Origin of the sequence: Mesorhizobium denitrificans (assembly GCF_003403035.1) — a bacterium.
Classification (GTDB): domain Bacteria; phylum Pseudomonadota; class Alphaproteobacteria; order Rhizobiales; family Rhizobiaceae; genus Mesorhizobium_G; species Mesorhizobium_G denitrificans.
This window is the reverse complement of sequence record NZ_QURN01000015.1, coordinates 58,311-79,786: the sequence shown is the minus strand read 5'-3', so window position 1 is coordinate 79,786 and position 21,476 is coordinate 58,311. Positions and strand designations below refer to the sequence as shown.

19 protein-coding genes are annotated in these 21,476 nt (G+C 58.9%); 12 read left to right on the top strand and 7 right to left on the bottom strand.

Features of this window, described 5'->3' with window-relative positions:
- Positions 1–5: 5 nt before the first annotated feature.
- The gene (locus DY251_RS17630) at positions 6–1,808 is read right to left on the bottom strand and encodes an extracellular solute-binding protein (protein ID WP_116625263.1); all 1,803 of its coding nucleotides are present in this window, start codon (positions 1,806–1,808) and stop codon (positions 6–8) included.
- Between the two features lie 213 nt (positions 1,809–2,021).
- Between DY251_RS17630 and DY251_RS17625 the strand changes: the two genes are divergently transcribed.
- Entirely contained in the window at positions 2,022–2,648 is a 627-nt protein-coding gene (locus tag DY251_RS17625; protein ID WP_116625262.1) for an invasion associated locus B family protein, read from the top strand.
- Positions 2,649–2,805: 157 nt separating this feature from the next.
- Here DY251_RS17625 and hspQ read toward each other — a convergent pair whose 3' ends face one another.
- Complete coding sequence (gene hspQ, locus DY251_RS17620; protein WP_116625214.1) at positions 2,806–3,138, bottom strand: heat shock protein HspQ; 333 nt, start codon at positions 3,136–3,138, stop codon at positions 2,806–2,808.
- A gap of 73 nt (positions 3,139–3,211) precedes the next feature.
- Here hspQ and DY251_RS17615 point away from each other — a divergent pair, with 73 nt between their 5' ends.
- Positions 3,212–4,174: an AEC family transporter gene (locus tag DY251_RS17615; protein WP_116625213.1), complete on the top strand. Its 963-nt coding sequence runs from the start codon at positions 3,212–3,214 to the stop codon at positions 4,172–4,174.
- Here the strand turns inward: DY251_RS17615 and DY251_RS17610 are convergent.
- Positions 4,151–5,365: a UbiH/UbiF family hydroxylase gene (locus DY251_RS17610; protein ID WP_116625212.1), complete on the bottom strand. Its 1,215-nt coding sequence runs from the start codon at positions 5,363–5,365 to the stop codon at positions 4,151–4,153. The genes DY251_RS17615 and DY251_RS17610 overlap by 24 nt on opposite strands.
- Positions 5,366–5,463: 98 nt before the next feature.
- Here DY251_RS17610 and DY251_RS21900 point away from each other — a divergent pair, with 98 nt between their 5' ends.
- From DY251_RS21900 to DY251_RS17580, 7 genes are all read left to right on the top strand, one after another.
- Positions 5,464–5,595 carry a hypothetical protein gene (locus tag DY251_RS21900; RefSeq protein ID WP_281004480.1) on the top strand — a complete coding sequence of 44 codons (132 nt, stop codon included), beginning with the start codon at positions 5,464–5,466 and terminating at the stop codon, positions 5,593–5,595.
- Positions 5,596–5,618: 23 nt separating this feature from the next.
- Entirely contained in the window at positions 5,619–6,425 is an 807-nt protein-coding gene (pcsA, locus tag DY251_RS17605; RefSeq protein WP_199498875.1) for a phosphatidylcholine synthase, read from the top strand.
- 18 nt (positions 6,426–6,443) lie between these two features.
- Complete coding sequence (locus DY251_RS17600) at positions 6,444–7,421, top strand: quinone oxidoreductase family protein (protein ID WP_116625210.1); 978 nt, start codon at positions 6,444–6,446, stop codon at positions 7,419–7,421.
- A gap of 214 nt (positions 7,422–7,635) precedes the next feature.
- The gene (locus tag DY251_RS17595; RefSeq protein ID WP_116625261.1) at positions 7,636–9,201 is read left to right on the top strand and encodes an ABC transporter ATP-binding protein; all 1,566 of its coding nucleotides are present in this window, start codon (positions 7,636–7,638) and stop codon (positions 9,199–9,201) included.
- A complete protein-coding gene (locus DY251_RS17590) occupies positions 9,201–10,289 on the top strand; it encodes an ABC transporter permease (protein WP_170971400.1) in 1,089 nt (362 codons plus the stop codon). The genes DY251_RS17595 and DY251_RS17590 overlap by 1 nt, the downstream gene beginning before the upstream one ends.
- The gene (locus tag DY251_RS17585) at positions 10,289–11,209 is read left to right on the top strand and encodes an ABC transporter permease (RefSeq protein WP_116625208.1); all 921 of its coding nucleotides are present in this window, start codon (positions 10,289–10,291) and stop codon (positions 11,207–11,209) included. The genes DY251_RS17590 and DY251_RS17585 overlap by 1 nt, the downstream gene beginning before the upstream one ends.
- Before the next feature lie 19 nt (positions 11,210–11,228).
- Complete coding sequence (locus DY251_RS17580) at positions 11,229–12,296, top strand: BMP family ABC transporter substrate-binding protein (RefSeq protein ID WP_116625207.1); 1,068 nt, start codon at positions 11,229–11,231, stop codon at positions 12,294–12,296.
- A gap of 280 nt (positions 12,297–12,576) precedes the next feature.
- Here DY251_RS17580 and DY251_RS17575 read toward each other — a convergent pair whose 3' ends face one another.
- On the bottom strand, positions 12,577–13,770 hold the full coding sequence (locus DY251_RS17575; protein WP_137113822.1) for a DUF945 family protein: 1,194 nt from the start codon (positions 13,768–13,770) through the stop codon (positions 12,577–12,579).
- Between the two features lie 167 nt (positions 13,771–13,937).
- On the opposite strand from DY251_RS17575, the gene parC reads away from it, so the two are divergent.
- Together parC and DY251_RS17565 are read left to right on the top strand one after the other, a co-directional pair.
- Entirely contained in the window at positions 13,938–16,223 is a 2,286-nt protein-coding gene (gene parC, locus DY251_RS17570) for a DNA topoisomerase IV subunit A (RefSeq protein ID WP_116625205.1), read from the top strand.
- Between the two features lie 63 nt (positions 16,224–16,286).
- Positions 16,287–17,522, top strand: coding sequence for an AI-2E family transporter (locus tag DY251_RS17565; protein WP_116625204.1), 1,236 nt, complete (start codon positions 16,287–16,289; stop codon positions 17,520–17,522).
- Positions 17,523–17,531: 9 nt separating this feature from the next.
- Here the strand turns inward: DY251_RS17565 and DY251_RS17560 are convergent, their stop codons facing one another.
- Positions 17,532–18,431 (bottom strand): DMT family transporter, encoded by a 900-nt coding sequence (locus DY251_RS17560; protein ID WP_116625260.1) that lies wholly within the window; start codon positions 18,429–18,431, stop codon positions 17,532–17,534.
- Positions 18,432–18,512: 81 nt separating this feature from the next.
- Positions 18,513–19,280, bottom strand: coding sequence for an arginyltransferase (locus tag DY251_RS17555; RefSeq protein ID WP_116625203.1), 768 nt, complete (start codon positions 19,278–19,280; stop codon positions 18,513–18,515).
- A gap of 303 nt (positions 19,281–19,583) precedes the next feature.
- Between DY251_RS17555 and sthA the strand changes: the two genes are divergently transcribed.
- Positions 19,584–20,978 (top strand): Si-specific NAD(P)(+) transhydrogenase, encoded by a 1,395-nt coding sequence (gene sthA, locus DY251_RS17550; RefSeq protein ID WP_116625259.1) that lies wholly within the window; start codon positions 19,584–19,586, stop codon positions 20,976–20,978.
- On the opposite strand, the gene DY251_RS17545 is transcribed toward sthA, so the two are convergent.
- Positions 20,975–21,451 (bottom strand): RDD family protein, encoded by a 477-nt coding sequence (locus DY251_RS17545; RefSeq protein ID WP_116625258.1) that lies wholly within the window; start codon positions 21,449–21,451, stop codon positions 20,975–20,977. The genes sthA and DY251_RS17545 overlap by 4 nt on opposite strands.
- Between the last annotated feature and the right edge of the window lie 25 nt (positions 21,452–21,476).

Here is a 21,476-nt window from a genome sequence, read left to right as displayed (position 1 = left end):
GTCTCCTATTGGGCAAACCACCAGGTGGGCAATTGCGGCCCCTGAATGGGCGTAACGCCGGGGTGGTCGATCCGTTTCCAATGCGCAACCCATCTTTCGGGCCGGAAATAGAGTGGTATCACATAAGCGCCCGATAGCAGCACACGATCATAGGCGCGCACGGCGGTCACGAAATCCTCGCGCGTCACCGCTTGCAACATCGCGCTAATCATCGCGTCCACGGCCGGGTTCGCTACCCCGGCGAAGTTGAATGTCCCCGGCTTGTCGCGCGTTTCGGAACCCCAGCGACCAACCTGCTCGACCCCCGGCGAAAGCGAACCTGCATAGTTGAACAGAAACGCGTCGTAGTCGTAATTGATCTGGCGTTGCTGGAATTGCGAAGCGTCCACGGAACGGATCACCAGTTCAATGCCGAGCTTCGCCAGCGTCTGCTGCCACGACACAGCAAGCTGCTCGCCTTCCTTGCCTTTCAGCATGATCTCGAAGCTGACCGGATGTCCGTCCGGCGCGACGAGCCGCCCGTCCTTGAGCGTATATCCCGCCGCCGTCAACGTATCGAATCCCACGCGCAGGAATTTGCGATCACGACCGCTGCCGTCGGATGCGGGTGGCGTCCAGCCATGTTCCATGATGTCCGGCGTCACCGCGTCTGGAAACGGTGCGAGCAGCGCGCGTTCTGCCTCGCTCGCCGGTATTCCGTGGCTGGAAAGCTCGGAATTATCGAAAAAACTCGTCGTGCGCCTGTAGGCCGCGGACAGCAGATTCCGGTTCACCCACTCGAAATCGAACAGTTCCGTCAGTCCGGCCCGCAATGCGCGGTCAGCAAAAATCGGGCGGCGTGTGTTCATCACAATGCCATACATACCGGAGGGCAATCGCGTCTCGAACGTCTCCTTCAGCACGTCGCCGCGCGTTGCCGCCGGAAAGCCGTATTCGTTCTTCCAGCGCCCGCTATTCTCTTCGAGAAACACGTCCACCAGCCCTTTGCGGAACGCCTCGAACATCGCGTTCTCATCGCGATAATAGGTCAGCTTGATCTCGTCGTAATTGTCGAAGCCCCGCTTGGAGGGCAGGTCTTTTGCCCAGTAATCCGGGTTGCGCTTGAAGGTAATGCTGTCGCCGGGGCGAATCTCCGCCATCGTGTATGGCCCGCTGCCGACCATCGGCTTGAGTGTTGATTTGTCGAACGTCGCCGGATCGATCAGATGTTTCGGCAGCACATGCAGCCGCGCCAGAATGAGCGGCAATTCGCGATCCGGCGCCTTGAACGTGAACCGCACGCCCTGCGCGCCAACCTTCTCCACCTTCGCAACCTTGTCGGCGCTGACTGCGTAGCGGGGATAGCCCTTGTCGCGCAGAAGCTCGAAGCTGAAAATCACGTCGTCGGCCGTCACCGGCTGGCCGTCCGAAAACTTTGCCCGCTCATCCAGCGTGAACTCCGCGAAGCTGCGCGCATCGTCTGTCTCGATGCTTTTCGCCAGCAGCGGATACATCGTGAACGGCTCGTCTGCCGACTGCACCATCAGCCGGTCGAACACCAGATCGCCGAACACCGTATCGATTGTGCCGCGTGCCGCGCTCCCCTGAACAATGAACGGGTTCACGCTGTCGAACGTGCCCGGCCACGCATAGCTTATCTTGCCGCCCTTGGGCGCATCGGGATTCGCATAAGGCAGGTGCGTGAAATCTGCGGGCAGCGCGGGCTGACCGTGCATGGCAATCGCATGCGACGGCGCGGCGAATGCCTGCACTATCGGCGCAAAAAAAAGCGCCAGCGCTGTCATCAGTGCTGCGAGTGTGGCCTGCATCGTTCCTTCCGCTGCGATTCGCGCGTAATCTAGCACGATGCGCGCATAAACCTGTCTAACTCGCGGAAAAGTGGGTTCATATTATCTGATGGGCTGGATTTGCTGGCGCATGCAGTGTAACAGGCGCGCCAAGTCATGCTGTTGCCTTATTTGGCCAACAGGTAGCGCCAGACTTTTATTTTGATCTGCGATCTATTTGAAGGAAATGCGAATATGAAGCGCGCTTCGATCACCGTTAATCGCCTGTCGGCAGTGTCCGCGGCACTCGCGACGGTTTGGCTGGTTGCCCCGGCTTCCGCGCAGCAGCAACAGCCGCAGATCCCACAGGGTTGGTTCAAGGCGTGCTCCAAGCAGCAGGATGTTGATGTCTGCAACGTTCAGAACATCACGACCGCTGACACCGGCCAGCTCGTTACCGGCATCAGCCTCATCGAGCTCAAGGGCAAGGTAAACCGCAAGGTGTTTCAGGTCACCGTGCCGACCGCGCGCCTGATTCCTCCCGGCGTCGGCCTCCAGATCGATGGCGGCAAGACGCAGAAGATCGATTACATGATCTGCTTCCCGGACCGTTGCGTGGCGGAAACCGCATTGTCCGACCAGCTCGTCGCGTCGCTCAAGAAGGGTACTTCGCTGACGCTGACCTCAGTCAATTTCCAGAACAAGCCAAATCCTGTGAAGGTTTCGCTGCAGGGCTTCACCGGCGCTTATGATGGCGAACCGCTCAAGCAGTCCGACATCGACGACCGCCAGAAAAAGCTTCAGGACTTCGTCGCCAAGAACAACGAAGACTTTGCCAAGAAGCTCAAGGAAGAGCAGGACAAGGCCAAGCAGGCGAACTGATCGCCGCATCAAATTCGCACATTCAAAGCGGGGCCTTGCGCCCCGCTTTTTGTTTTTGGCGCTGCGTGCGCGCCAACGTTCGAGAATTGGCGGGAGCGTTGAAATTACCCTCCTTCTCCCCTTGTGGGAGAAGGTGCTGGCAGGCAGATGAGGGGTTCTAATGTTTCCGCGCTTGTTTCGGCGAGTACCCGCCATCGGGCGTAATGTCGAACATCTCGTTGATCTGCGGATGGCGCACGGGGTCGCCATTGGAATCGTCGAGCAGGTTCTGCTCGGAAACATAGGCGATATATTCCGTCTCGGAATTCTCGGCGAGCAGGTGGTAGAATGGCTGATCCTTGCGCGGACGCACCTCAGCCGGAATAGACTCGTACCATTCTTCCGTATTTGCAAATTGCGGATCGACGTCAAAAATTACGCCACGAAACGGAAAAATGCGGTGGCGCACCACTTGCCCGATTCGAAATTTTGCGGTCTTGGCGTCAGTCATGGCATACCTCGCTCCTTATTTGGCGCAGTCGTGCCAAGCTTGCAAGTAACCGCCAATCGAGGCCGAAATAACAATGTCCGATCTCGTTGGCCTGGTCTTTCCCTTTTTCGGATTGATTTTTCTGGGGTTTTTCGTCGCGCGCGTGAACCGCCGGCCGCTTGAGGCACTCGGATGGATGAATTTGTTCATCATCTATGTGGCGTTGCCGGCACTGTTCTTCCAGCTCCTTTCGCAAACACCGATCGAGCAACTGACCGAGTGGCGCTATATATTTGCGTCTGTCTTTTCGACCTTCATCATATTCGCCACCATGTTCACCGGCTCGTTCCTGCTGTCTCGGGGCGAAATTGCAGAATCAACCATCAAGGGTCTGGCGTCTGCATATGGCAATATCGGCTATATGGGGCCGGGGCTTGCATTGTTGGCCTTCGGTGAAAAGGCGGCGGTTCCCGTCGCACTTATATTCTGCTTCGAGAACATCATGCATTTTGCCATCGCGCCCACCATGATGGCGCTGGCTGGCGACGAGAAGGGTAGTTTCGGCACGGTCGCCCTTGGCGTCGTCAAGAAAATCGCGCTGCATCCCTTCATCATCGCCACGGCTGCGGGTGTCCTGGGTGCATATTTCCATGTCGATCCGCCGGTGCCCATTGCGCGCCTGCTCGACATGCTGGCGCGCGCCGCGGCTCCGTGTGCGCTTTTCGCGATGGGTGTCACGCTGGCGCTTCGCCCGCTCAAACGCGTGCCGACAGAACTCGGCCCGATTGCCGCGCTCAAGCTCATCATTCACCCAGCTCTCTGCTACGTCATGATGAGCCTGCTCGGAAATTTCGACCCGACATGGGTGTTTGCCGCGGTACTGCTCGCGGGCCTGCCCACCGCGACAAATGTTTTCGTCATAGCGCAGCAATACGGCGTTTGGGTTCAGCGTGCGTCGGCCAGCATCCTGCTCACCACGGTGCTTTCTGTCGGCACTGTCACAGGGCTGCTTTATCTGATCCGCAGCGGCATCCTACCGCCGGATTTGTTCCCGTAGGTCGGAAAACAATCCAGAAAATCCGCTGCCGGGCCGCAATCCCTCGCGCATGAATATTGCGCGCAGTGGCGCAATTCCGTCCAGCGCTCCGAGCCCCACGCTCCGCGCGAACTGCGATGGCAGCATACTCGACAACAGCGATCTATTCAGCAGCGTTACCGCCGTTGTTCGTGCCATGATGTCCGGTCTGCGCTTGCGGTCAAATGCGCTCAGCTTCGGCTCGGCGCCGGGGTCGTCGGCATTATTTGTAACAATGTCAACCAGATCGCGAACATCTCTAATGCCGAGATTTAGCCCCTGCGCACCAATCGGTGGGAAAATATGCGCCGCCTCGCCAACCAGCGCCACGCGGTTTTGCGCAAACCTTCGCGGTGTTGCGTTCGATAGCGGATAGACCTGTCGTCCCGGCTCGACACTCACCCGGCCAAGCATGGACTGCATGCGTTCTTCAATGCGCGCGGCGAGCGTCGCGTCATCCAGCGCCATCAACTCGTCAGCTTGCTGCGGCTGCACCACCCACACGAGGCTGGAGCGGTCGCCCTTCAGAGGCACCAGCGTAAATGGTCCGGTCCGCGTGTGGAATTCTGTCGAAATCGAGCCATGCGGACGGCTATGCGCAAAGTTCAAAACCAGCGCAGATTGCGGCAGGCGCGTCGTTGAGATGGAAATGCCAGCCGCTTCGCGCGCTGGAGAAGACCGGCCATCGGCCGCCACAACCAGCTTCGCTGTCAACGTTTCGCCATTCGCAAGCCGTGCCGTCGCGCGGTCCGCGCCAAGCGTCCATTGCTCGACAAGTGTCTCGTGCCAGACGATCTTGCTCTCGGCGCGCACGGCGGCATCGAGCGCTGTATTCAGCGTCTTGTTGCCAATGTTCAGGCCGAAATAGGGCTCGCTGATTTCGGCTGCGCTAAAGGTCACGACCGGCGCGCGGATCAGCCTGTCCGTAGCGTCCACGATCCGCATTTTCACCAGCGGCGCAGCTTCCGCTTCCAGCGCATCCAGCACACCCAGACTGTCGAGAAATTGCAGTGACGGCACCATCAACGCGGTGGTGCGGCGGTCCGCTTGGTTCACCTGCGGTCCCACCAGCGAGATCGCAAAACCCTTGCGAGCCAGCGCAAGCGCTGCAATCAGTCCAGCCGGCCCGGTCCCGGCAACAATGATTGAACTGTCGCTATTTGCGTTCTTCATGGTTTTCGTTTGCCATGAATGGCCACATGTTGTGAAGCGTCCGGCGTTGCGTCTTTTCGGCTCATGAATTGATTTTTATCGTGCTTTGCCGTGGATCAATGCAAGAAACGTCAATCGGCCTGTTTCCGTACGGCATTTATGCGGCATACTATTTGCGCCTGCATGAGGGGACGACGATGGGTATTCGGGACGAAGTGTTGGCGGCTGAGTTGGATCGGCTTAGCTCGTGAAGAACAGGCAGCCGAGAGCGAAGTTGGCGGCAAAGAAGCTCGTCGCGCGTCTTCCGAAGCCAAAGAAGCAGGTTACGTGGCCGCAGGCGCGCGCCTTTCTGGTGCATTGCCTCACTGCTTCAGGCTCCTTCCTGGCCTTCCTTTCGCTGGTCGCGGCAAGCGAGGAACGCTGGACCGCGATGTTCTGGTGGCTCGGTCTTGCGCTGCTGGTGGACGGAATTGACGGCCCAATCGCGCGCAAGCTGGAAGTCAAGGAAGTGCTGCCCACATGGTCAGGCGAACTGCTGGACAACATCATCGATTACGTGACCTACGTCATCATTCCCGCCTTCGCGCTTTATCAGCGCGGTTTCATGGGCGAGGGACTTTCCTTCTTGTCTGCGGCCATCATCGTGGTTTCCAGCGCGATCTACTACGCCGACACAGGCATGAAGACGAAGGAGAACTTCTTCAAGGGCTTTCCGGTCGTCTGGAACATGGTCGTGTTCACGCTTTATGTCATCGAGCCGGGGCAGTGGGTGGCCTTCGCAACCGTGTTGATTTGCGGCATCCTCACCTTTGTGCCGATCAATTTTCTGCATCCGGTACGCGTCAAGCGGTTGCGCCCGATCAATCTCGGCGTCACCATTGCCTGGTGCGTGTTCGGCATGCTCGCGCTGGCGCAGTCCGCCATGGCGCAGTTCTACAACCAGATCGGCGTGCTCGGTGAACATGTCGATATTTTCACAAAGACTGGCATTACCGTCGCCAGCCTCTATCTGTTCTGTATTGGCGCAGTGCTGCAATTCTTCCCCAGGCTTGGTGCAAAGAATACGGCTACCACGCTGTAAGAATCACTGGAGTTTCCCATGACCAAAGCAATCCGCGTCCATGAAACGGGCGGTCCCGAGGTCCTGAAGTATGAGGATGTTGAGGTCGGCAAGCCGGGTGAGGCGGAAGCGCTCATCCGCCAGACGGCCGTAGGGCTGAACTTCCTCGACATTTACTACCGCACCGGGCTTTATCCTGCGCCGGGCGGTCTGCCGTTCATTCCGGGCGGTGAGGGCGCGGGTGTGGTGGAAGCTGTCGGTCCAAAGGTCTCGGGCGTAAAGCCCGGCGACCGCGTCGCTTATGTGTCTGGGACTGGCAGCTATGCCGAGCAGCGTCTCATCGCGGCTGACCGGCTTGTGCATGTGCCGGACGGCATTTCTGACAGGGAAGCGGCGGCTATGATGCTCAAGGGCATGACCGCCGAATATCTCTTGCTGCGCACCTTCAAGGTAAAGCCCGGTGATACGGTGCTGTACCATGCAGCGGCTGGAGGTGTTGGCCTCATCCTCGGCCAATGGGCGAAGCATCTTGGCGCGACTGTCATCGGCACGGCCAGCTCGCCGGAAAAGATTGCGCTGGCCAAGGCGCATGGCTTCGATCACGTCATCAACTATCGTGATACGGATTTCGTCGCTGCCGTGCGCGAGATCACCGGCGGCAAGATGTGCGATGTCGTCTACGATTCGGTCGGCAAGGACACCTATATGGGCTCGCTCGACTGCCTGCGCCCGATGGGCATGTTCGTGACCTTCGGCCAGTCGTCCGGCCCTATCCCGCCATTCAACACCGGGCTTCTGTCGCAAAAGGGTTCGCTGTTCATGACGCGCCCGACGCTGTTCACCTACGTCGCCAAGCGTGCGGATCTCGAAAAATCCGCTGCCGCGCTTTTCGCCATCGTGAAAAGCGGCGCGGTGAAGATCGAAATCAACCAGACCTACGCGCTGAAGGACGCCGGGCAGGCGCAGTCTGATCTCGAAAGCCGCGCCACCACCGGAACCACGATCCTGCTGCCGTAAAGCGAGAACCCTCATCCGCCTGCCGGGTGAGGGGTAAAGGGCGGGAGACAAGACAGACGAAACGTCAAAGCCCATTCTCTGCCGTCATCCTCGGGCTTGTCCCGCAACATTTTTACTGCTTGGTACAAATTTTGATTGCCGCGATGTGACAATTGCGTAGTCTGCCATCAGGGAACAAAAAATATAGCCTGATGGGGGCGTCGTGGAGTCTGTGGTGAAGTCTGCCGGAGAGGCAGCAAACCTCATCGAGGTGCGCGGTCTTACCAAGGTTTTCGGTACGCTCACCGCCTGCAATCATGTCGATCTGGGTATCCGCCAGGGCGAGATCCACGCGCTTCTGGGTGAAAATGGTGCGGGCAAATCTACTCTCGTAAAAATGCTCTTCGGCTCGCTCGAACCCACTTCCGGCGAGATTTTCTGGAAGGGCCAGCCGGTCAAGATCACCAGCCCAAGCGTTGCAAGATCGCTCGGCATCGGCATGGTTTTCCAGCATTTTTCCCTGTTTGAAGCGTTAACCGCAGCGGAGAATATCGCGCTTTCGGTGGATGACGGCACGTCGCTGGACAAGATCGCTGCAAAGGCGCGCGATCTGTCCAAAACCTACGGCCTCCCGCTCGATCCTGATTCGTTAGTCGGCGATCTCTCCGTTGGCGAACGTCAGCGTATTGAGATCACGCGCTGCCTGTTGCAGGAGCCGGATCTCATCATTCTCGATGAACCCACTTCGGTTCTCACGCCGCAGGAAGCCGACAAACTATTTGAAACGCTGGAGCGGCTGCGCGCCGAGGGCAAGTCGATCCTCTATATTTCGCACCGCCTCGAAGAGGTGAAGCGCCTGTGCGACCGCGCCACCGTCATGCGTCACGGCAAGGTGGTCGGCGCGTGCGATCCGAGCAAGGAAACCGCGGCATCGCTGGCGCGCATGATGGTTGGCGCGGATGTCGCCACCGCCGAGCGCACGCCGATTGAACTCAAGGATGCGCCCGAACTGCTTGGCATTTGCGGTCTGAGCCGCAAGCCCGCCGGTCCGTTTTCCATGCCGCTCAAGAACATCTGGCTTTCCCTGAAAGCTGGTGAGGTGCTTGGCATCGCCGGTGTTGCGGGCAATGGTCAGGGCGAGTTCTTTGAAGCCATATCGGGCGAGGTGCTTCAGGAAAGCGCCGACTCGGTGCGCATTCGCGGCAAATCGGTCGGGCGCATGGGCATTTCGGCGCGGCGCAGTCTTGGCGCAGCATTCGTGCCGGAAGAGCGACTTGGCCACGGCGCTGCCCCACGAATGCGGCTGTCGGAAAATCTGCTTCTGTCTCGCCATGCGACCGATAGAAAGGCTTTCATCGCTCCCGGTGGCTTTGTCAAAAATGGCATGATCCAGCACGCCACGCAGCGCATCATCGAGGTGATGGATGTGCGCAAGAGTGCGCCGGACCCCGAAGCCGCCTCGCTGTCAGGTGGCAATCTGCAAAAATTCATCATCGGCCGTGAACTGGATCGTCAGCCTGCCGTCATGGTCGTGAACCAGCCCACATGGGGCGTCGATGCCGGCGCTGCCGCGCGCATCCGGCAAGCGCTTATTGCGCTGGCGCGCGCCGGCTCCGCCGTGCTTGTCATAAGTCAGGATCTGGACGAATTGTTCGAGATCTCGGACTCCATTGCCGTCATGCACAATGGGGAATTGTCGAAGCCGCTGCCGCGCGCCGAGGCCACCTATGAGCGCATCGGTTTGCTGATGGGCGGCGCCGAACCTGGCCATACCGACCCGCATCGTCCGGAGGCCGCGTGATGCGCATCGAACTCGTCAAGCGCCCGGAGCGCTCAAAGCTCTTTTCCGCGCTTTCGCCCTTCATCGCGTTCGCGCTCACCATCATCGCGGGCGCGATCCTGTTTGCCGCGCTTGGCAAGAACCCGCTGACGGCGCTCTACACATATTTCATAGATCCGATTACTCAGGTCTGGCAGTTGCACGAACTTGCCATCAAGGCTGCGCCGCTCATCCTCATCGCCGTCGGCCTTGCTGTTTGCTACCGCGCGAATGTCTGGAATATCGGCGCGGAAGGCCAGTTCGTCATGGGCGCTGTTGCCGGTTCCGTTCTGCCGGTCATGTTTCCTGAAACGGTTGGTTGGTGGGTGTTGCCCGCCATGTTGCTGATGGGCGCAGCGGGCGGTGCGGCCTATGCCTCAATCCCCGCGTTCCTCAAAACACGCTTCAACACCAATGAAATCCTGACGAGTCTGATGCTCGTCTATGTCGCGCAACTCTTTCTCGATTGGCTGGTGCGCGGCTGGTGGAAGGACCCGGCGGCTTATAATTTCCCGCAGTCGGTGCAGTTCAACCCGTCTGCCGTGCTGCCCGAACTTGCGCCCATGTCGGGCCGCGCAAATTGGGGCTTTATCTTCGCAATCATCGCCGCTGTGCTGGTCTGGCTGATGCTGTCCAAAATGCTCAAGGGCTTTGAAATCCGCGTGCTTGGTTCCAGTCCAAGGGCAGGGCGCTTTGCAGGTTTTCAGCAAAGCCACGTGGTGTTTTTCGCCTTCCTGATTTCGGGCGCGCTAGCTGGGCTTGCGGGCATTTCGGAGGTTTCGGGCGCCATTGGCCAGTTGCAGCCGTCCATCTCTCCTGGCTACGGTTTCACGGCCATCATTGTCGCGTTCCTTGGGCGGCTCAATCCGCTTGGCATCGTCGCTGCCGGTCTGGTGCTGGCGCTCACCTATCTGGGCGGCGAGGCGGCGCAAACCGCGCTCGGCGTCTCCGATAAGGTCGCGCGCGTCTTTCAGGGCATGTTGCTTTTCTTCGTGCTGGCCTCCGACACATTGATCCACTACCGCATCCGCATTGCCGGTCTTGGTGCAAAATCCAGCGAGGCCGCGTAATGGATATCACCGTCAACATCCTGCTCACCATCGCCACAGCCGCCACACCGCTGCTTATCGCGGCTATTGGCGAACTCGTGGTCGAGCGCTCTGGCGTGCTGAATCTCGGCGTCGAGGGCATGATGATCATGGGCGCGGTGTGCGGCTTTGGCGCGGCCTATCTGACCGGTTCGCCGTGGATCGGTGTGCTCGCGGCGATCGTCGCGGGCGCGCTGTTTTCGCTGCTTTTCGCCTTCATGGCGCTGACGCTCGCCACAAATCAGGTCGCGACCGGCCTTTCGCTTACCATTCTCGGCCTTGGCCTGTCGGGTATGATCGGCACAAATTTCGTCGGTCTGCCGGGCGTGCGTCTGCCGAATCTCTACATTCCCGGCCTCAGCGACCTGCCCATCGTCGGCAAGCTTCTGTTCGGGCAAGATCCGCTGTTTTACGCATCCATCGCGTTGGTTTTCGCCGTCTCGTGGTTTTTGTTCCGCACCCGCAAGGGGTTGATGCTGCGCTCGATCGGAGACAGCCACTCCTCCGCCCATGCGCTTGGCATTCCCGTCATTCGCTACCGCTATCTTGCGGTCATGTTCGGCGGGGCTTGCGCTGGCCTTGCCGGTGGTCACCTTTCGCTGGTCTACACGCCGCAATGGGTGGAAAACATGACTGCCGGCCGCGGCTGGATTGCGTTGGCGCTGGTCGTGTTCGCCTCGTGGCGCCCGCTGCGGGTTTTGGCGGGGGCTTATATTTTCGGCGCGGTCTGGATTGGCCAGCTTCATGCACAGGCATTCGGGATTCCGGTGCCGTCGCAGTTCCTGTCCGCGCTTCCCTATCTGGCCACGATCGTGGTTCTCGTGCTCATATCGCGCAACAAGCGATTGACGATGATGAACACACCGGCATCGCTGGGCCAGGCATTTGTACCTGATAGATAACAACCAACAGAGGCAGATTATGAAAAAACTCATCGGTGCATTGATGCTAACAGTGGGAGCGCTGGCGCTCTCCACCGCTGCAAACGCACAGGACAAACTCAAGGCTTGCTGGGTCTATGTCGGCCCGGTTGGCGATTTCGGCTATTCCTATCAGCACGATCAGGGCCGCCTGCAGGTCGAGAAGGAGCTCGGCGACAAGGTCGAGACGGCATTTCTGGAAAACGTGCAGGAAGGCCCCGACGCTGAGCGCGCTTTCGAGCGCTTGGCTCGCGAAGGCTGCAAGATGATCTTCGGCACGTCATTCGGCTTCATGGATCCCGAATTGAAGGTCGCGGCCAAGTTCCCGGATGTGAAGTTCGAGCATGCCACCGGCTTCAAGATGGCCCCGAACCTGGGCATCTACAACGCGCGCTTCTATGAAGGCCGCTATATCCTCGGCCAGATCGCCGCGAAGCAGTCGAAGGCTGGCCTTGCCGGCTACATCGTCTCCTTCCCGATTCCGGAAGTTGTGATGGGCATCAATTCCTTCATGCTCGGCGCCCAGTCCATCAATCCGGATTTCAAGGTCAAGATCGTTTGGGTCAACACCTGGTTCGATCCGGCCAAGGAAGCTGATGCCGCCAAGGCGCTGTTCGATCAGGGTGCAGACATTATCGTCCAGCACACGGATTCGACCGGCCCGTTGCAGGTTGCTCAGGAACGTGGCCTTCATGGCTTCGGTCAGGGATCGGATATGGCCAAGTTCGCACCAAAGTCGCAGTACACCGCAATCGTTGATGATTGGGGTCCGTACTATGTCAGCCGCGTCAAGGCCGCGCTCGATGGTACATGGAAGCCGGAAGATCGTTGGGAAGGTTTGAAGGAAGGCGCAGTCGTTATGGCGCCTTATGCGAACCTGCCGGAAGACGTCGTGAAAATGGCGCAGGATACCGAAGCCAAGATCAAGGGCGGCTGGAACCCGTTCACGGGTCCGATCGCCAAGCAGGACGGTTCCGAATTCCTCGCCGCTGGCGCGGTTGCCGACGACAAGACGCTGCTCGGTATGAACTTCTACGTGAAGGGCGTGGACGACAAGCTGCCGCAATAGTCACACCACGTTCAATGGCCGCATTTGCGGCCATTCTCCATCACCCTCGGGCTTGTCCCGAGGGTCTACAGCTTGTGAGGCGTTGAAACAGCTCGCCCCGCTCATTTTGCAACGCCTGCGATTCAAGCCAAGGTTGCGAAATTTGCGAGGCGTTGAAGCCTCTTGTCCTCTCCCTGTTTACGGGGCGAAGGCAGAAAACTGAGATATCTCGCGACATCCCGTAGTGGTTGTATTTGAAACCTGAGCGGTGACAGGCCGAGCCAAACGCCCCGATATAAACCTACTCGTTCGCGGTCACCGTCATACCCAGTGCGGTGGGCAGCGAAGCTGGGTCGGTTTGCCCCAGAGCGCCGAGAATAGCAAAGGGCTGCGGTGTTGCGGGGTTGGCGCGGATTGTCAGGTTCTTCGGATCGTCCAAATATTTCACCACTGCTTCCGCAATGTTCTTCTTCAGCATTTCGTCCTTGATCGGAGATGAGGCGAGCAGGAAGGGCACAATCGTCTTGGTTTGTTCGCGAAGTTGCGCCGGGTCGGTTCCCTGTTGCTGAGCAACGAAATTCAGCACTTTGTTCGTAATTGAAGCGTCATCGAACCGGATGGACGCACCGTTTAACACCAGCGCTTGCGCCAAATTGACGATCTGCGCGGTTTCCTGCTGATTGTCATCCGCCTGAGGGTTTTCGCTCATCTTCTTTGTAAGCTGCTGCATGGTCGTCAGAAATTCCGGCGTGTAGCCGCCCAGATCGAATGTCATGCCCAGCTTGCCGGCATTGTCCACGGCGATGTCATATTTTGACAGCTGCAACCGTCCGTCCTGTGGGTTCCACGTTCCGTTGATCTGCATGTTTCCGCTAATCTGGTCATAGCCAAGTGCTTGCGCAGTGGCTTTGGCCTTTGGGTCGGGCATGGTGGTCAGGTCGACCGAAAACTTGTCGGCTCCGCCCGTGAAATTCATCGGGGCGCCAACTGGCGGCGTCATGTTGAAGTGAATGCCTTCAACCATCGCAATCTGCTTGTCGCCCTGCTTCACTTCCGCCCGGTCGATCTTGCCGCTTTCATAAAACAGCATGTTGGAAAGGTAATCCGTACCGCCCGGAGGAGGCACCTTGACGCCCGAAAGCGTAGCGGGCGTAACGTCGAACGACATTCCGCTATCATTCAGCGAAATAGGCGCGAATGTCATCGTTGCGATGTTGTAGCCGCCATTGTTTTCGACCACGCCGTCCAGCGTCACCTTGCCGACCGGCAGCTTTTCGGCTCTGCCCGACGCGCCATAGGTCACACCGTCGAGTACAACCTGGCTGCCACTTCCGGTGGCGGTCGTCCATGCCAGGTCAACGCCCTGATATGCCAACACATCCTTCAGCCTCTGCGCGACGGCAGTTGCATCCTGCGCATATGTGCTCGCAGTTGAAAACGCGGTCACGAACATAAAGGCCGCCGAAGCCAGGACGCGGCGCGAGTGATGATGCATGGATGCAATCCCTTTTACTTTTGCAATGCTGTCGGTTTTCGAGATCATTCTGGACCGAATGAAGGCGTTCAAGAGCAATAAATTGTCATTCGCCAATGCACAACGCCGGTAAACATGGGAATCGCGCGGGACTTGCCGCGAATCATTGACTCGGTTAACGCAACTTTATGGGAAAAAGCCTTGTCCCGCCGTCATCCGGTGGTGGGGAACATATTGAAGCGGTCGATCTGAAGGCAGCGCTGGAAGAGCGCTATCTCGCTTATGCCTTGTCCACGATCATGCACCGCGCCCTGCCTGATGTCCGCGATGGCCTGAAGCCGGTCCACCGCCGCATCATGCACGCCATGCGCTTGCTGCGCCTCAACCCCGATCAGGGCTTCGCGAAGTGCGCGCGCATCGTCGGTGAGGTCATGGGTAAGTTCCATCCGCACGGCGACCAGTCCATCTATGATGCGCTGGTGCGCCTGGCGCAGGATTTTTCCATGCGTTACCCGTTGGTGGACGGGCAGGGCAATTTCGGCAACATCGATGGCGATAACGCCGCCGCCATGCGCTACACCGAAGCGCGCATGACCGAGGTCGCGAGCGAAATCCTCTCCGGCATCACGGAAGATGCAGTCGATTTCCGCCCCACTTATAATGAGGAAGACGAGGAGCCGGTCGTGCTTCCCGGCGCGTTTCCCAACTTGCTTGCAAATGGCTCGTCAGGCATCGCGGTCGGCATGGCCACTTCGATTCCGCCGCACAATGCCGCGGAGCTTTGCAAGGCCGCGCTGTATCTGATCGACAATCCCGACGCGACAGTCGAGGACTTGCTCACCCGTGAGCCGCACCCGACAGATCCGGACGAAAACATGGTGCGCGGTCCGGACTTTCCGACCGGCGGCATCATCATCGACAGCTACGCTTCCATACTGGAAGCCTATAAAACAGGTCGCGGCGGCTTTCGCGTGCGCGCCAAATGGAATGTTGAGGATCAGGGGCGCGGTACCTATCAGGTCATCGTCACCGAGATTCCTTACGGCGTTCAGAAGTCGCGGCTGGTCGAGAAGATCGCCGAACTCCTGCTTGCTCGCAAGCTGCCGCTGCTGGACGATGTGCGCGACGAAAGCGCCGAGGACATTCGCCTCGTGCTGGTGCCGAAAAGCCGCTCGGTTGAGGCTGCGATCCTCATGGAATCGCTGTTCAAGCTCACCGATCTTGAGAGTCGCTTCCCGCTCAACATGAACGTGCTTTCGCGTGGCAAGGTGCCGAATGTGCTCTCGCTACGCGATGTGCTGCGCGAATGGCTCGACCATCGCCGCGAAGTTCTCATTCGCCGTTCGAAGCATCGGCTGGCCGATATTGAGCGACGGCTGGAAATCCTCGCCGGTTTCCTCATCGCTTATATCAATATCGACGAGGTCATCCGCATTATCCGCGAGGAGGACGAGCCGAAGCAGGTGATGATGGCCAAGTGGTCGCTCACCGATGTGCAGGCCGAAGCCATCCTCAATCTGCGCCTGCGTCAGTTGCGGAAGCTGGAGGAGATCGAAATCCGCAAGGAATTCGATGCTCTGACGAAAGAAAAAGCGCAGATCGAAGCGCTGCTCGCATCCGAGGCCAAGCAGTGGAAGACCATCCGCTGGGAAGTTGAGAAAATCCGCGACAAGTTTAGTTCGCACACGGATATTGGCCGGCGTCGCACACAGTTTGCCGACGCGCCGGAGCATGACGACACCGAAATCCATCACGCGATGGTCGAGAAAGAGCCGGTCACGGTCGTCGTGTCGGAAAAGGGTTGGCTGCGCGCCATGCGCGGCCACATGTCCGATTATAGCACCTTGACCTTCAAGGAAGGCGACGGCCTCAAGCTCGCTTTCCCGGCGCAGACCACGGACAAAATTCTCGTCCTTACCACCGGCGGCAAGTTCTACACCATCGGTGCAGATCGTCTGCCCGGCGGGCGCGGTCACGGCGAGCCCATCCGCATCATCGTGGATATGGAGAACGATCAAGATATCGTGACCGCGTTCGTGCACGATCCCAAGCGCAAGCTGCTCATCGCCTCGCATGAGGGTTACGGCTTCGTCGTGCCTGAAGCGGAAGTCGTTGCGAACACGCGCAAGGGCAAGCAGGTCATGAACGTCAAGTCGCCTGACGAGGCCGTGCGCTGCGTTGTCGTCGATGGCGACCATGTAGCGATCGTCGGTGAAAACCGGAAATTGCTGGTGTTTGCGCTCACCGAGATACCCGAAATGGTGCGCGGCAAGGGCGTGCGCCTCCAGCGATACAAGGATGGCGGCACACTGGACATCAAGGTGTTCACGATGGCTTCCGGCCTGTCATGGCAGGATTCCGCCGAGCGCAATTTCGTCAAAACTCGGGAAGAACTTGGCGAATGGCTGGGCAATCGCGCCGCCGCCGGTCGGCTTGTGCCAAAGGGCTTCCCAAGGTCCGGCAAGTTTGCCTAGTCCGTTATATTTATGCTTTGACTTTTACTGCGTTGGTATTTTAGGCTAACGTAATAGAATGATATGGTGGGGCAGGCTGACGTGAGCCGACCGGGTACAACCAGGGCTGAAAGAGAGCCACGTTTCTTCGGGCAAGCCGCGCCGTTGCGTGCGGCGCTTGTGTCACCGCTCAGTCTGGCGCGCTGGTTGCTGGTGCTCATCTTCGCTGCCGGCGTGTATTTCTTTCACGGCTTTCTCGTGCCCGTGCTTGCCGCGTCGGTCATCGGTTTTGCGAGCTGGCCGATTTATCGCCGCCTGCTTCACACGGTCGATGGCAGCCGCAACCTCGCTGCAACCATCGCCATTCTTCTCATCGTCGTCGGTCTGGTTATCCCGATTTCCTATGCAGCCAGCTATGCGGCAAATGAAGTCAGCGAGTGGCTGGCGTGGGCGATTGAAACCAATCGCCACGGCGCGCCAACTCCGGCGTGGATCGCGCATCTGCCTGGTGTCGGTGAGTGGCTGGATCAGCAGTGGCGCGAGCATGTCGGCCCGCCTGGCGCAATCGGTGAGCTGATTTACATCGTCAGCGGCGCGAATGTCGGCAGCATTTATCGCGGCGTGCTGGCTGCGGGGGGTAGCGCATTCAACAGCTTCCTCACCATGCTGTTTTTGCTCATCACCCTGTTTTTCATCTATCGCGACGGCGAAGATTTCGTCGCCAAAATGGATCGTCTGGGCGAGCGCATTTTCCCGACGCGTTGGGAGCGCCTTTCTCGCGTTGTGCCTGCCACGATTAGCTCCACCGTCACGGGCATGACGCTTATCGCCATCGGGGAGGGCGTCGTCCTCGGCATTGCTTACTGGCTCGCGGGTGTTCCATCGCCCGTCACGCTCGGTGTGCTCACCGGTCTCATGGCCATGATACCCGGCGGTGCGCCGCTGTCGTTCACGCTTGTGTCGCTCTATCTTGTGTCCAGCGGTTCGCTCGTTGCAGGCATTGCGCTGTTCGCGTGGGGTTCCATCGAACTGTTCATCGTGGACAAGACGCTTCGTCCGCGGCTCGTCGGTGGGCCGATCAAGCTCCCGTTCCTGCCAACCTTCTTCGGCCTCATCGGCGGCGTGAAGACAATGGGCCTGCTTGGCCTCTTCATCGGCCCTGTGCTCATGGCACTGCTTGTGGCGATCTGGCGCGAATGGCTGCGCGAGCTTGAATTGATCGAGCAGGTCGAGCCCGGTGTGGTTTCTTCGTTGCCTGCGGCGGATGCGCTTCCGCCACCTGAAACCGCCGAACCGCGCCGCGTGGCGGCGCAGGTTTGATCTGAATCGTTACGCCGGGTAGCGCATCACCACGCTGGCGCGTCGCTTGCGGCTTTCCATCAACTGCCACACCGAATGCGCCACCAGCGCAACAATCAATATCGCGCCGCCGATAAGGCTGTTGCGGCTTGGCTGTTCGGCGAAAATCATCCACACCCAGATCGGAGCCAGCACGGTTTCCAGCAGATAGAACATGGCGACTTCGGGTCCAGACAGATATTTCGGCCCGGTTCCAAGGCAGTAAAATGCAATCGGCATCACGACTGCGCCGTTGAGCACGATCCACCACGGCGCGTCGATGCGGAATCCGCTTCCCGACACCATTACTGCTGCAACGACCAGGGGCAGCCCGACGCCCACGAGTGAGGCCATGCCCATTTCCTTGCCGCTTGCGCGCGTAATGGTAATTGCGGTTGCGATCAGGAAGGAGGACGCGAAGCCCGCTGCGTCGCCGATCAAATTGCCTGATCCGAACGAATCCCAGACAATAATCAGCACGCCGAAGATCATGGCCGCCATTGCCAACAGCGTTCCATTGCGTGGCTTTTCGCCAAGAAATATCCATGAAAGCAGCGCGGAAAATGTCGTGTTCAGCGCCAGTATGAAAACGAGGTTCGCAGTCGATGTGTTGTAAACGCCGGTGATAAAGAACACCGAGCTGACACCATAGAGCGCGGCCACGATCAGACCCGTTTTGCCGGGAATGAGTGCAGGCGCATTGCGGTCAAATGCCCGCCAGATCAGCCAGCCCACCAGGCCCACCAGCAGGGTCATCGTGCAGCGAACCATCAGCACGGGCCATGGGTCGCCGGAGGCCAGTTTGACCAGCGGAATGTCGACCGTGATCGCCAGGCCGCCAATGGCGCAAAGGATCAAGCCTTTAAGATGATTGTCATGTTGTGAGGGCAATTTGCGCACCAAAGGGAGGTATTCGCCCGTGCTTTACGCACAAAATCCCAAATTAGAAAGTGCCTGCCGGGCAAAACAGTTTTAACCGGCGTCCGTTTCGGGCTCGGCATAACGCTCCCAGCCACGCGCGCCCAGATGTTCCTGCGGCAGAAACCGCACCTTGTATCCCATCTTGCGCGAGCCGTTCACCCAATAGCCGAGATAGACGTGGGGCAGTCCCGCTGCGCGTGCGCGGCTGATGTGGTCGAGGATCATGAAAGTGCCAAGCGAGCGGTCTTCCATCTCCGGATCGTAGAAGGAATAAACCATCGACAACCCGTCAGCCATGCGGTCGGTCAGCGCCACGGCCAGCAATTCGCCTTCGCCGCGTCCGGTGATGAAGCTGTCCGGCCCGCGCCGCCTGTATTCGATCACCTTGGTTTCGACATGCGTGTCTTCGACCATCATCGCGTAATCCAGCACGGTCATGTCAGACATGCCGCCGCGCCTGTGGCGTGCGTCGAGATATTGTCGGAATAGCGAATATTGCTCTGTCGATGGCTCGGCATCGTGCATTGCGCCGATCAGGTCGGTGTTGCGGCGCAGAATGCGCTTCATATTCTTTGTCGGCTCGAATTCGCTGGTCAGAATGCGCACCGAAATGCAGGCGCGACAATTCTCGCAAGCCGGTCGGTAGGCGATATTCTGCGAGCGCCGGAAGCCGCCTTGCGTCAGCAGATCGTTCAACTCGGGGGCCTTGTCGCCAACAAGATGCGTGAAAACCTTCCGCTCGAATTGCCCTTCCACGTAGGGGCAAGGCGAAGGTGCGGTCAGAAAAAACTGCGGCGACTGAGTCGGATGCTGGGTCATGTCTCGTTCAAACTATAGCTCTACCCTCATGAATCGTGAAGCGTTTCTCTTTTCTACTTGTGGCTGAGTTTGATGCATGTGGCGTCCCGTTGCCAAACCTTGCTTGAGTTCGCGAAACCGTGCCACCATTCTTCCCCCCTCGTAAACGAGGAGAAGGAAGAACCAGATGCGCCGCCCGTAGGGGACGTCACCTGCGAAAAATATATCGCGCCGCACAATGCATTCAAACGGTTGAAATCCGTTTTATGTTCACGCAATCTAGAGCTACCTTCGCCGTTGCGAAGTAAACGGATGAGGCGCTGCATGGATCCGATTGATCTGGTGGTTGTTGGCAGTGGTCCGTCCGGTCGGCGCGCCGCTATTCAGGCCGCAAAGCTTGGCAGATCGGTTGTGGTGGTTGATCGGGGCAGGCGGCTTGGTGGGGTTTCAGTCCACACCGGCACAATTCCGTCCAAGACCCTGCGCGAGACAGTGCTCAATCTTTCCGGGTGGCGGGAGCGCGGCTTTTATGGGCGTGGCTACCGGGTCAAGCAGGACATTTCGATTTCCGATCTCGTGCAGCGGTTGCACAAAACGCTCGACCACGAGGTCGAGGTCTTGCAGCATCAGTTCATGCGCAACAGCGTGCGCAGCATTCGCTCGACGGCGCGGTTTGTGGAGCCGCACAAACTCACATTGGTCAACGACCATGGCGACACCAGCACGCTGCATTTTGAAAACGCCTTGATTTCCGTCGGCACGCGGCCGCATCGGCCCAAGGAAGTGCCCTTTGATCGCAAGTATGTTTTCGACAGTGACGAGATGCTTGAAATCGAGCGTCTGCCGCGCACCCTCACCGTCGTGGGCGGTGGCGTTATCGGTGTGGAGTACGCAACGATCTTTTCCGCGCTGGATGTGCCGGTGACATTGATCGAGCCGCGCCCAACGATCTTGGATTTCATCGACCGTGAAATTGTCGACGACTTCATCCATCAGATGCGGGATCGCGGCATGCAGATCCGGCTCGGCACGGCGGCAAAATCGATTGAAGTCAAAAATGGGCAGGCCGAGGTTACACTGACGGATGGACGAATGGTGCGCTCGGAGGTCGTGCTTTATGCGGCGGGCCGAAGCGGCAATGTCGAGTCTCTCGGTTTGGATGTGGTCGGCATCGAAACCGACAATCGTGGCCGGGTCAAAGTCGATCCGCTCACCTTTCAAACCACCGTTCCCAATATCTACGCGGCGGGCGATGTGATCGGTTTTCCCAGTCTTGCCTCCACTGCGATGGAACAAGGCCGCGTTGCTGCCTGCCACGCCTGCGGCGCATCGCTGCCGCCCGCGCCGGAAACCTTTCCCTATGGCATTTATGCCGTGCCTGAAATTTCGACGGTCGGTCAACCGGAAGAAGAGGTGCGCAAAAGCGGCGTGCCATATGAGATCGGCGTTGCGCGTTTTCGCGAAACCTCACGCGGCCACATCATGGGCGTCGATAGCGGTTTTCTGAAATTGATCTTCGATCAGGATACGCGCCGCTTGCTTGGCGCGCATATCGTTGGAGAGGGGGCGACGGAACTCATCCACATCGGGCAGGCCGTCATCAATCTCGGCGGCACTGTGGATTTCTTCGTCAACAACACGTTCAACTATCCGACGCTTGCCGAGGCGTACAAAATCGCCGGCCTTGACGCGTGGAACAGGATGGCGCGCGCCAGTTAAACCCTGTCGCGCAACACCAGTGTGCCAAGCAACAGATCGTGCACCGTGCGCTTGTAGTCGGTGAACAGCGTCGCCAGCAGAATGAGCGGTGTCAGCACCACGTTGCCCGCCCAGAACAGCACCGAATACACAACCGCCGTCATGCCGTCAATAGGCGCGCCGTCCATGCGGTAGATTCTAAGGCCCATCATTTTCATGCCGATGGTTGCCTGATCCGGGCCACCCATCGTGCGCCAAATGTAGGTCAGCACGATTAAGACGGTCGCGGGGCCGAAAATGAAAAACAGCAGCCATCCCGCGCCGAGCGTAACGACACCGAGGATGAAAAACGCGATGGCCAGTGCAACTGTCAGCGCGCCCACGATCAAATAGTCGATCACGAATGCAAGCATCCGCCGCGTCAACACGCCGTCCAGCGCGCGCGGATCGTCCAGCGCGAATGGTGCGGTTGGTGCGAGCACATCAGTGTTCATCGGCAGGCTCTCCAGTCGGTTCATG

What these genes read in the sequence shown, in the direction of transcription:
- DY251_RS17580 (WP_116625207.1), top strand. Translation starts at nt 11,229, where the DNA reads ATGAAAAAACTCATCGGTGCATTGATGCTAACAGTGGGAGCGCTGGCG.
- DY251_RS17600 (WP_116625210.1), top strand. Translation starts at nt 6,444, where the DNA reads ATGACCAAAGCAATCCGCGTCCATGAAACGGGCGGTCCCGAGGTCCTG.
- DY251_RS17555 (WP_116625203.1), bottom strand. Translation starts at nt 19,280, where the DNA reads ATGACCCAGCATCCGACTCAGTCGCCGCAGTTTTTTCTGACCGCACCT.
- DY251_RS21900 (WP_281004480.1), top strand. Translation starts at nt 5,464, where the DNA reads ATGCAAGAAACGTCAATCGGCCTGTTTCCGTACGGCATTTATGCGGCA.
- DY251_RS17610 (WP_116625212.1), bottom strand. Translation starts at nt 5,365, where the DNA reads ATGAAGAACGCAAATAGCGACAGTTCAATCATTGTTGCCGGGACCGGG.
- sthA (WP_116625259.1), top strand. Translation starts at nt 19,584, where the DNA reads ATGGATCCGATTGATCTGGTGGTTGTTGGCAGTGGTCCGTCCGGTCGG.
- DY251_RS17565 (WP_116625204.1), top strand. Translation starts at nt 16,287, where the DNA reads ATGGTGGGGCAGGCTGACGTGAGCCGACCGGGTACAACCAGGGCTGAA.
- DY251_RS17625 (WP_116625262.1), top strand. Translation starts at nt 2,022, where the DNA reads ATGAAGCGCGCTTCGATCACCGTTAATCGCCTGTCGGCAGTGTCCGCG.
- DY251_RS17575 (WP_137113822.1), bottom strand. Translation starts at nt 13,770, where the DNA reads ATGCATCATCACTCGCGCCGCGTCCTGGCTTCGGCGGCCTTTATGTTC.
- DY251_RS17590 (WP_170971400.1), top strand. Translation starts at nt 9,201, where the DNA reads ATGCGCATCGAACTCGTCAAGCGCCCGGAGCGCTCAAAGCTCTTTTCC.
- DY251_RS17615 (WP_116625213.1), top strand. Translation starts at nt 3,212, where the DNA reads ATGTCCGATCTCGTTGGCCTGGTCTTTCCCTTTTTCGGATTGATTTTT.
- parC (WP_116625205.1), top strand. Translation starts at nt 13,938, where the DNA reads ATGGGAAAAAGCCTTGTCCCGCCGTCATCCGGTGGTGGGGAACATATT.
- hspQ (WP_116625214.1), bottom strand. Translation starts at nt 3,138, where the DNA reads ATGACTGACGCCAAGACCGCAAAATTTCGAATCGGGCAAGTGGTGCGC.
- DY251_RS17545 (WP_116625258.1), bottom strand. Translation starts at nt 21,451, where the DNA reads ATGAACACTGATGTGCTCGCACCAACCGCACCATTCGCGCTGGACGAT.
- DY251_RS17630 (WP_116625263.1), bottom strand. Translation starts at nt 1,808, where the DNA reads ATGCAGGCCACACTCGCAGCACTGATGACAGCGCTGGCGCTTTTTTTT.
- DY251_RS17585 (WP_116625208.1), top strand. Translation starts at nt 10,289, where the DNA reads ATGGATATCACCGTCAACATCCTGCTCACCATCGCCACAGCCGCCACA.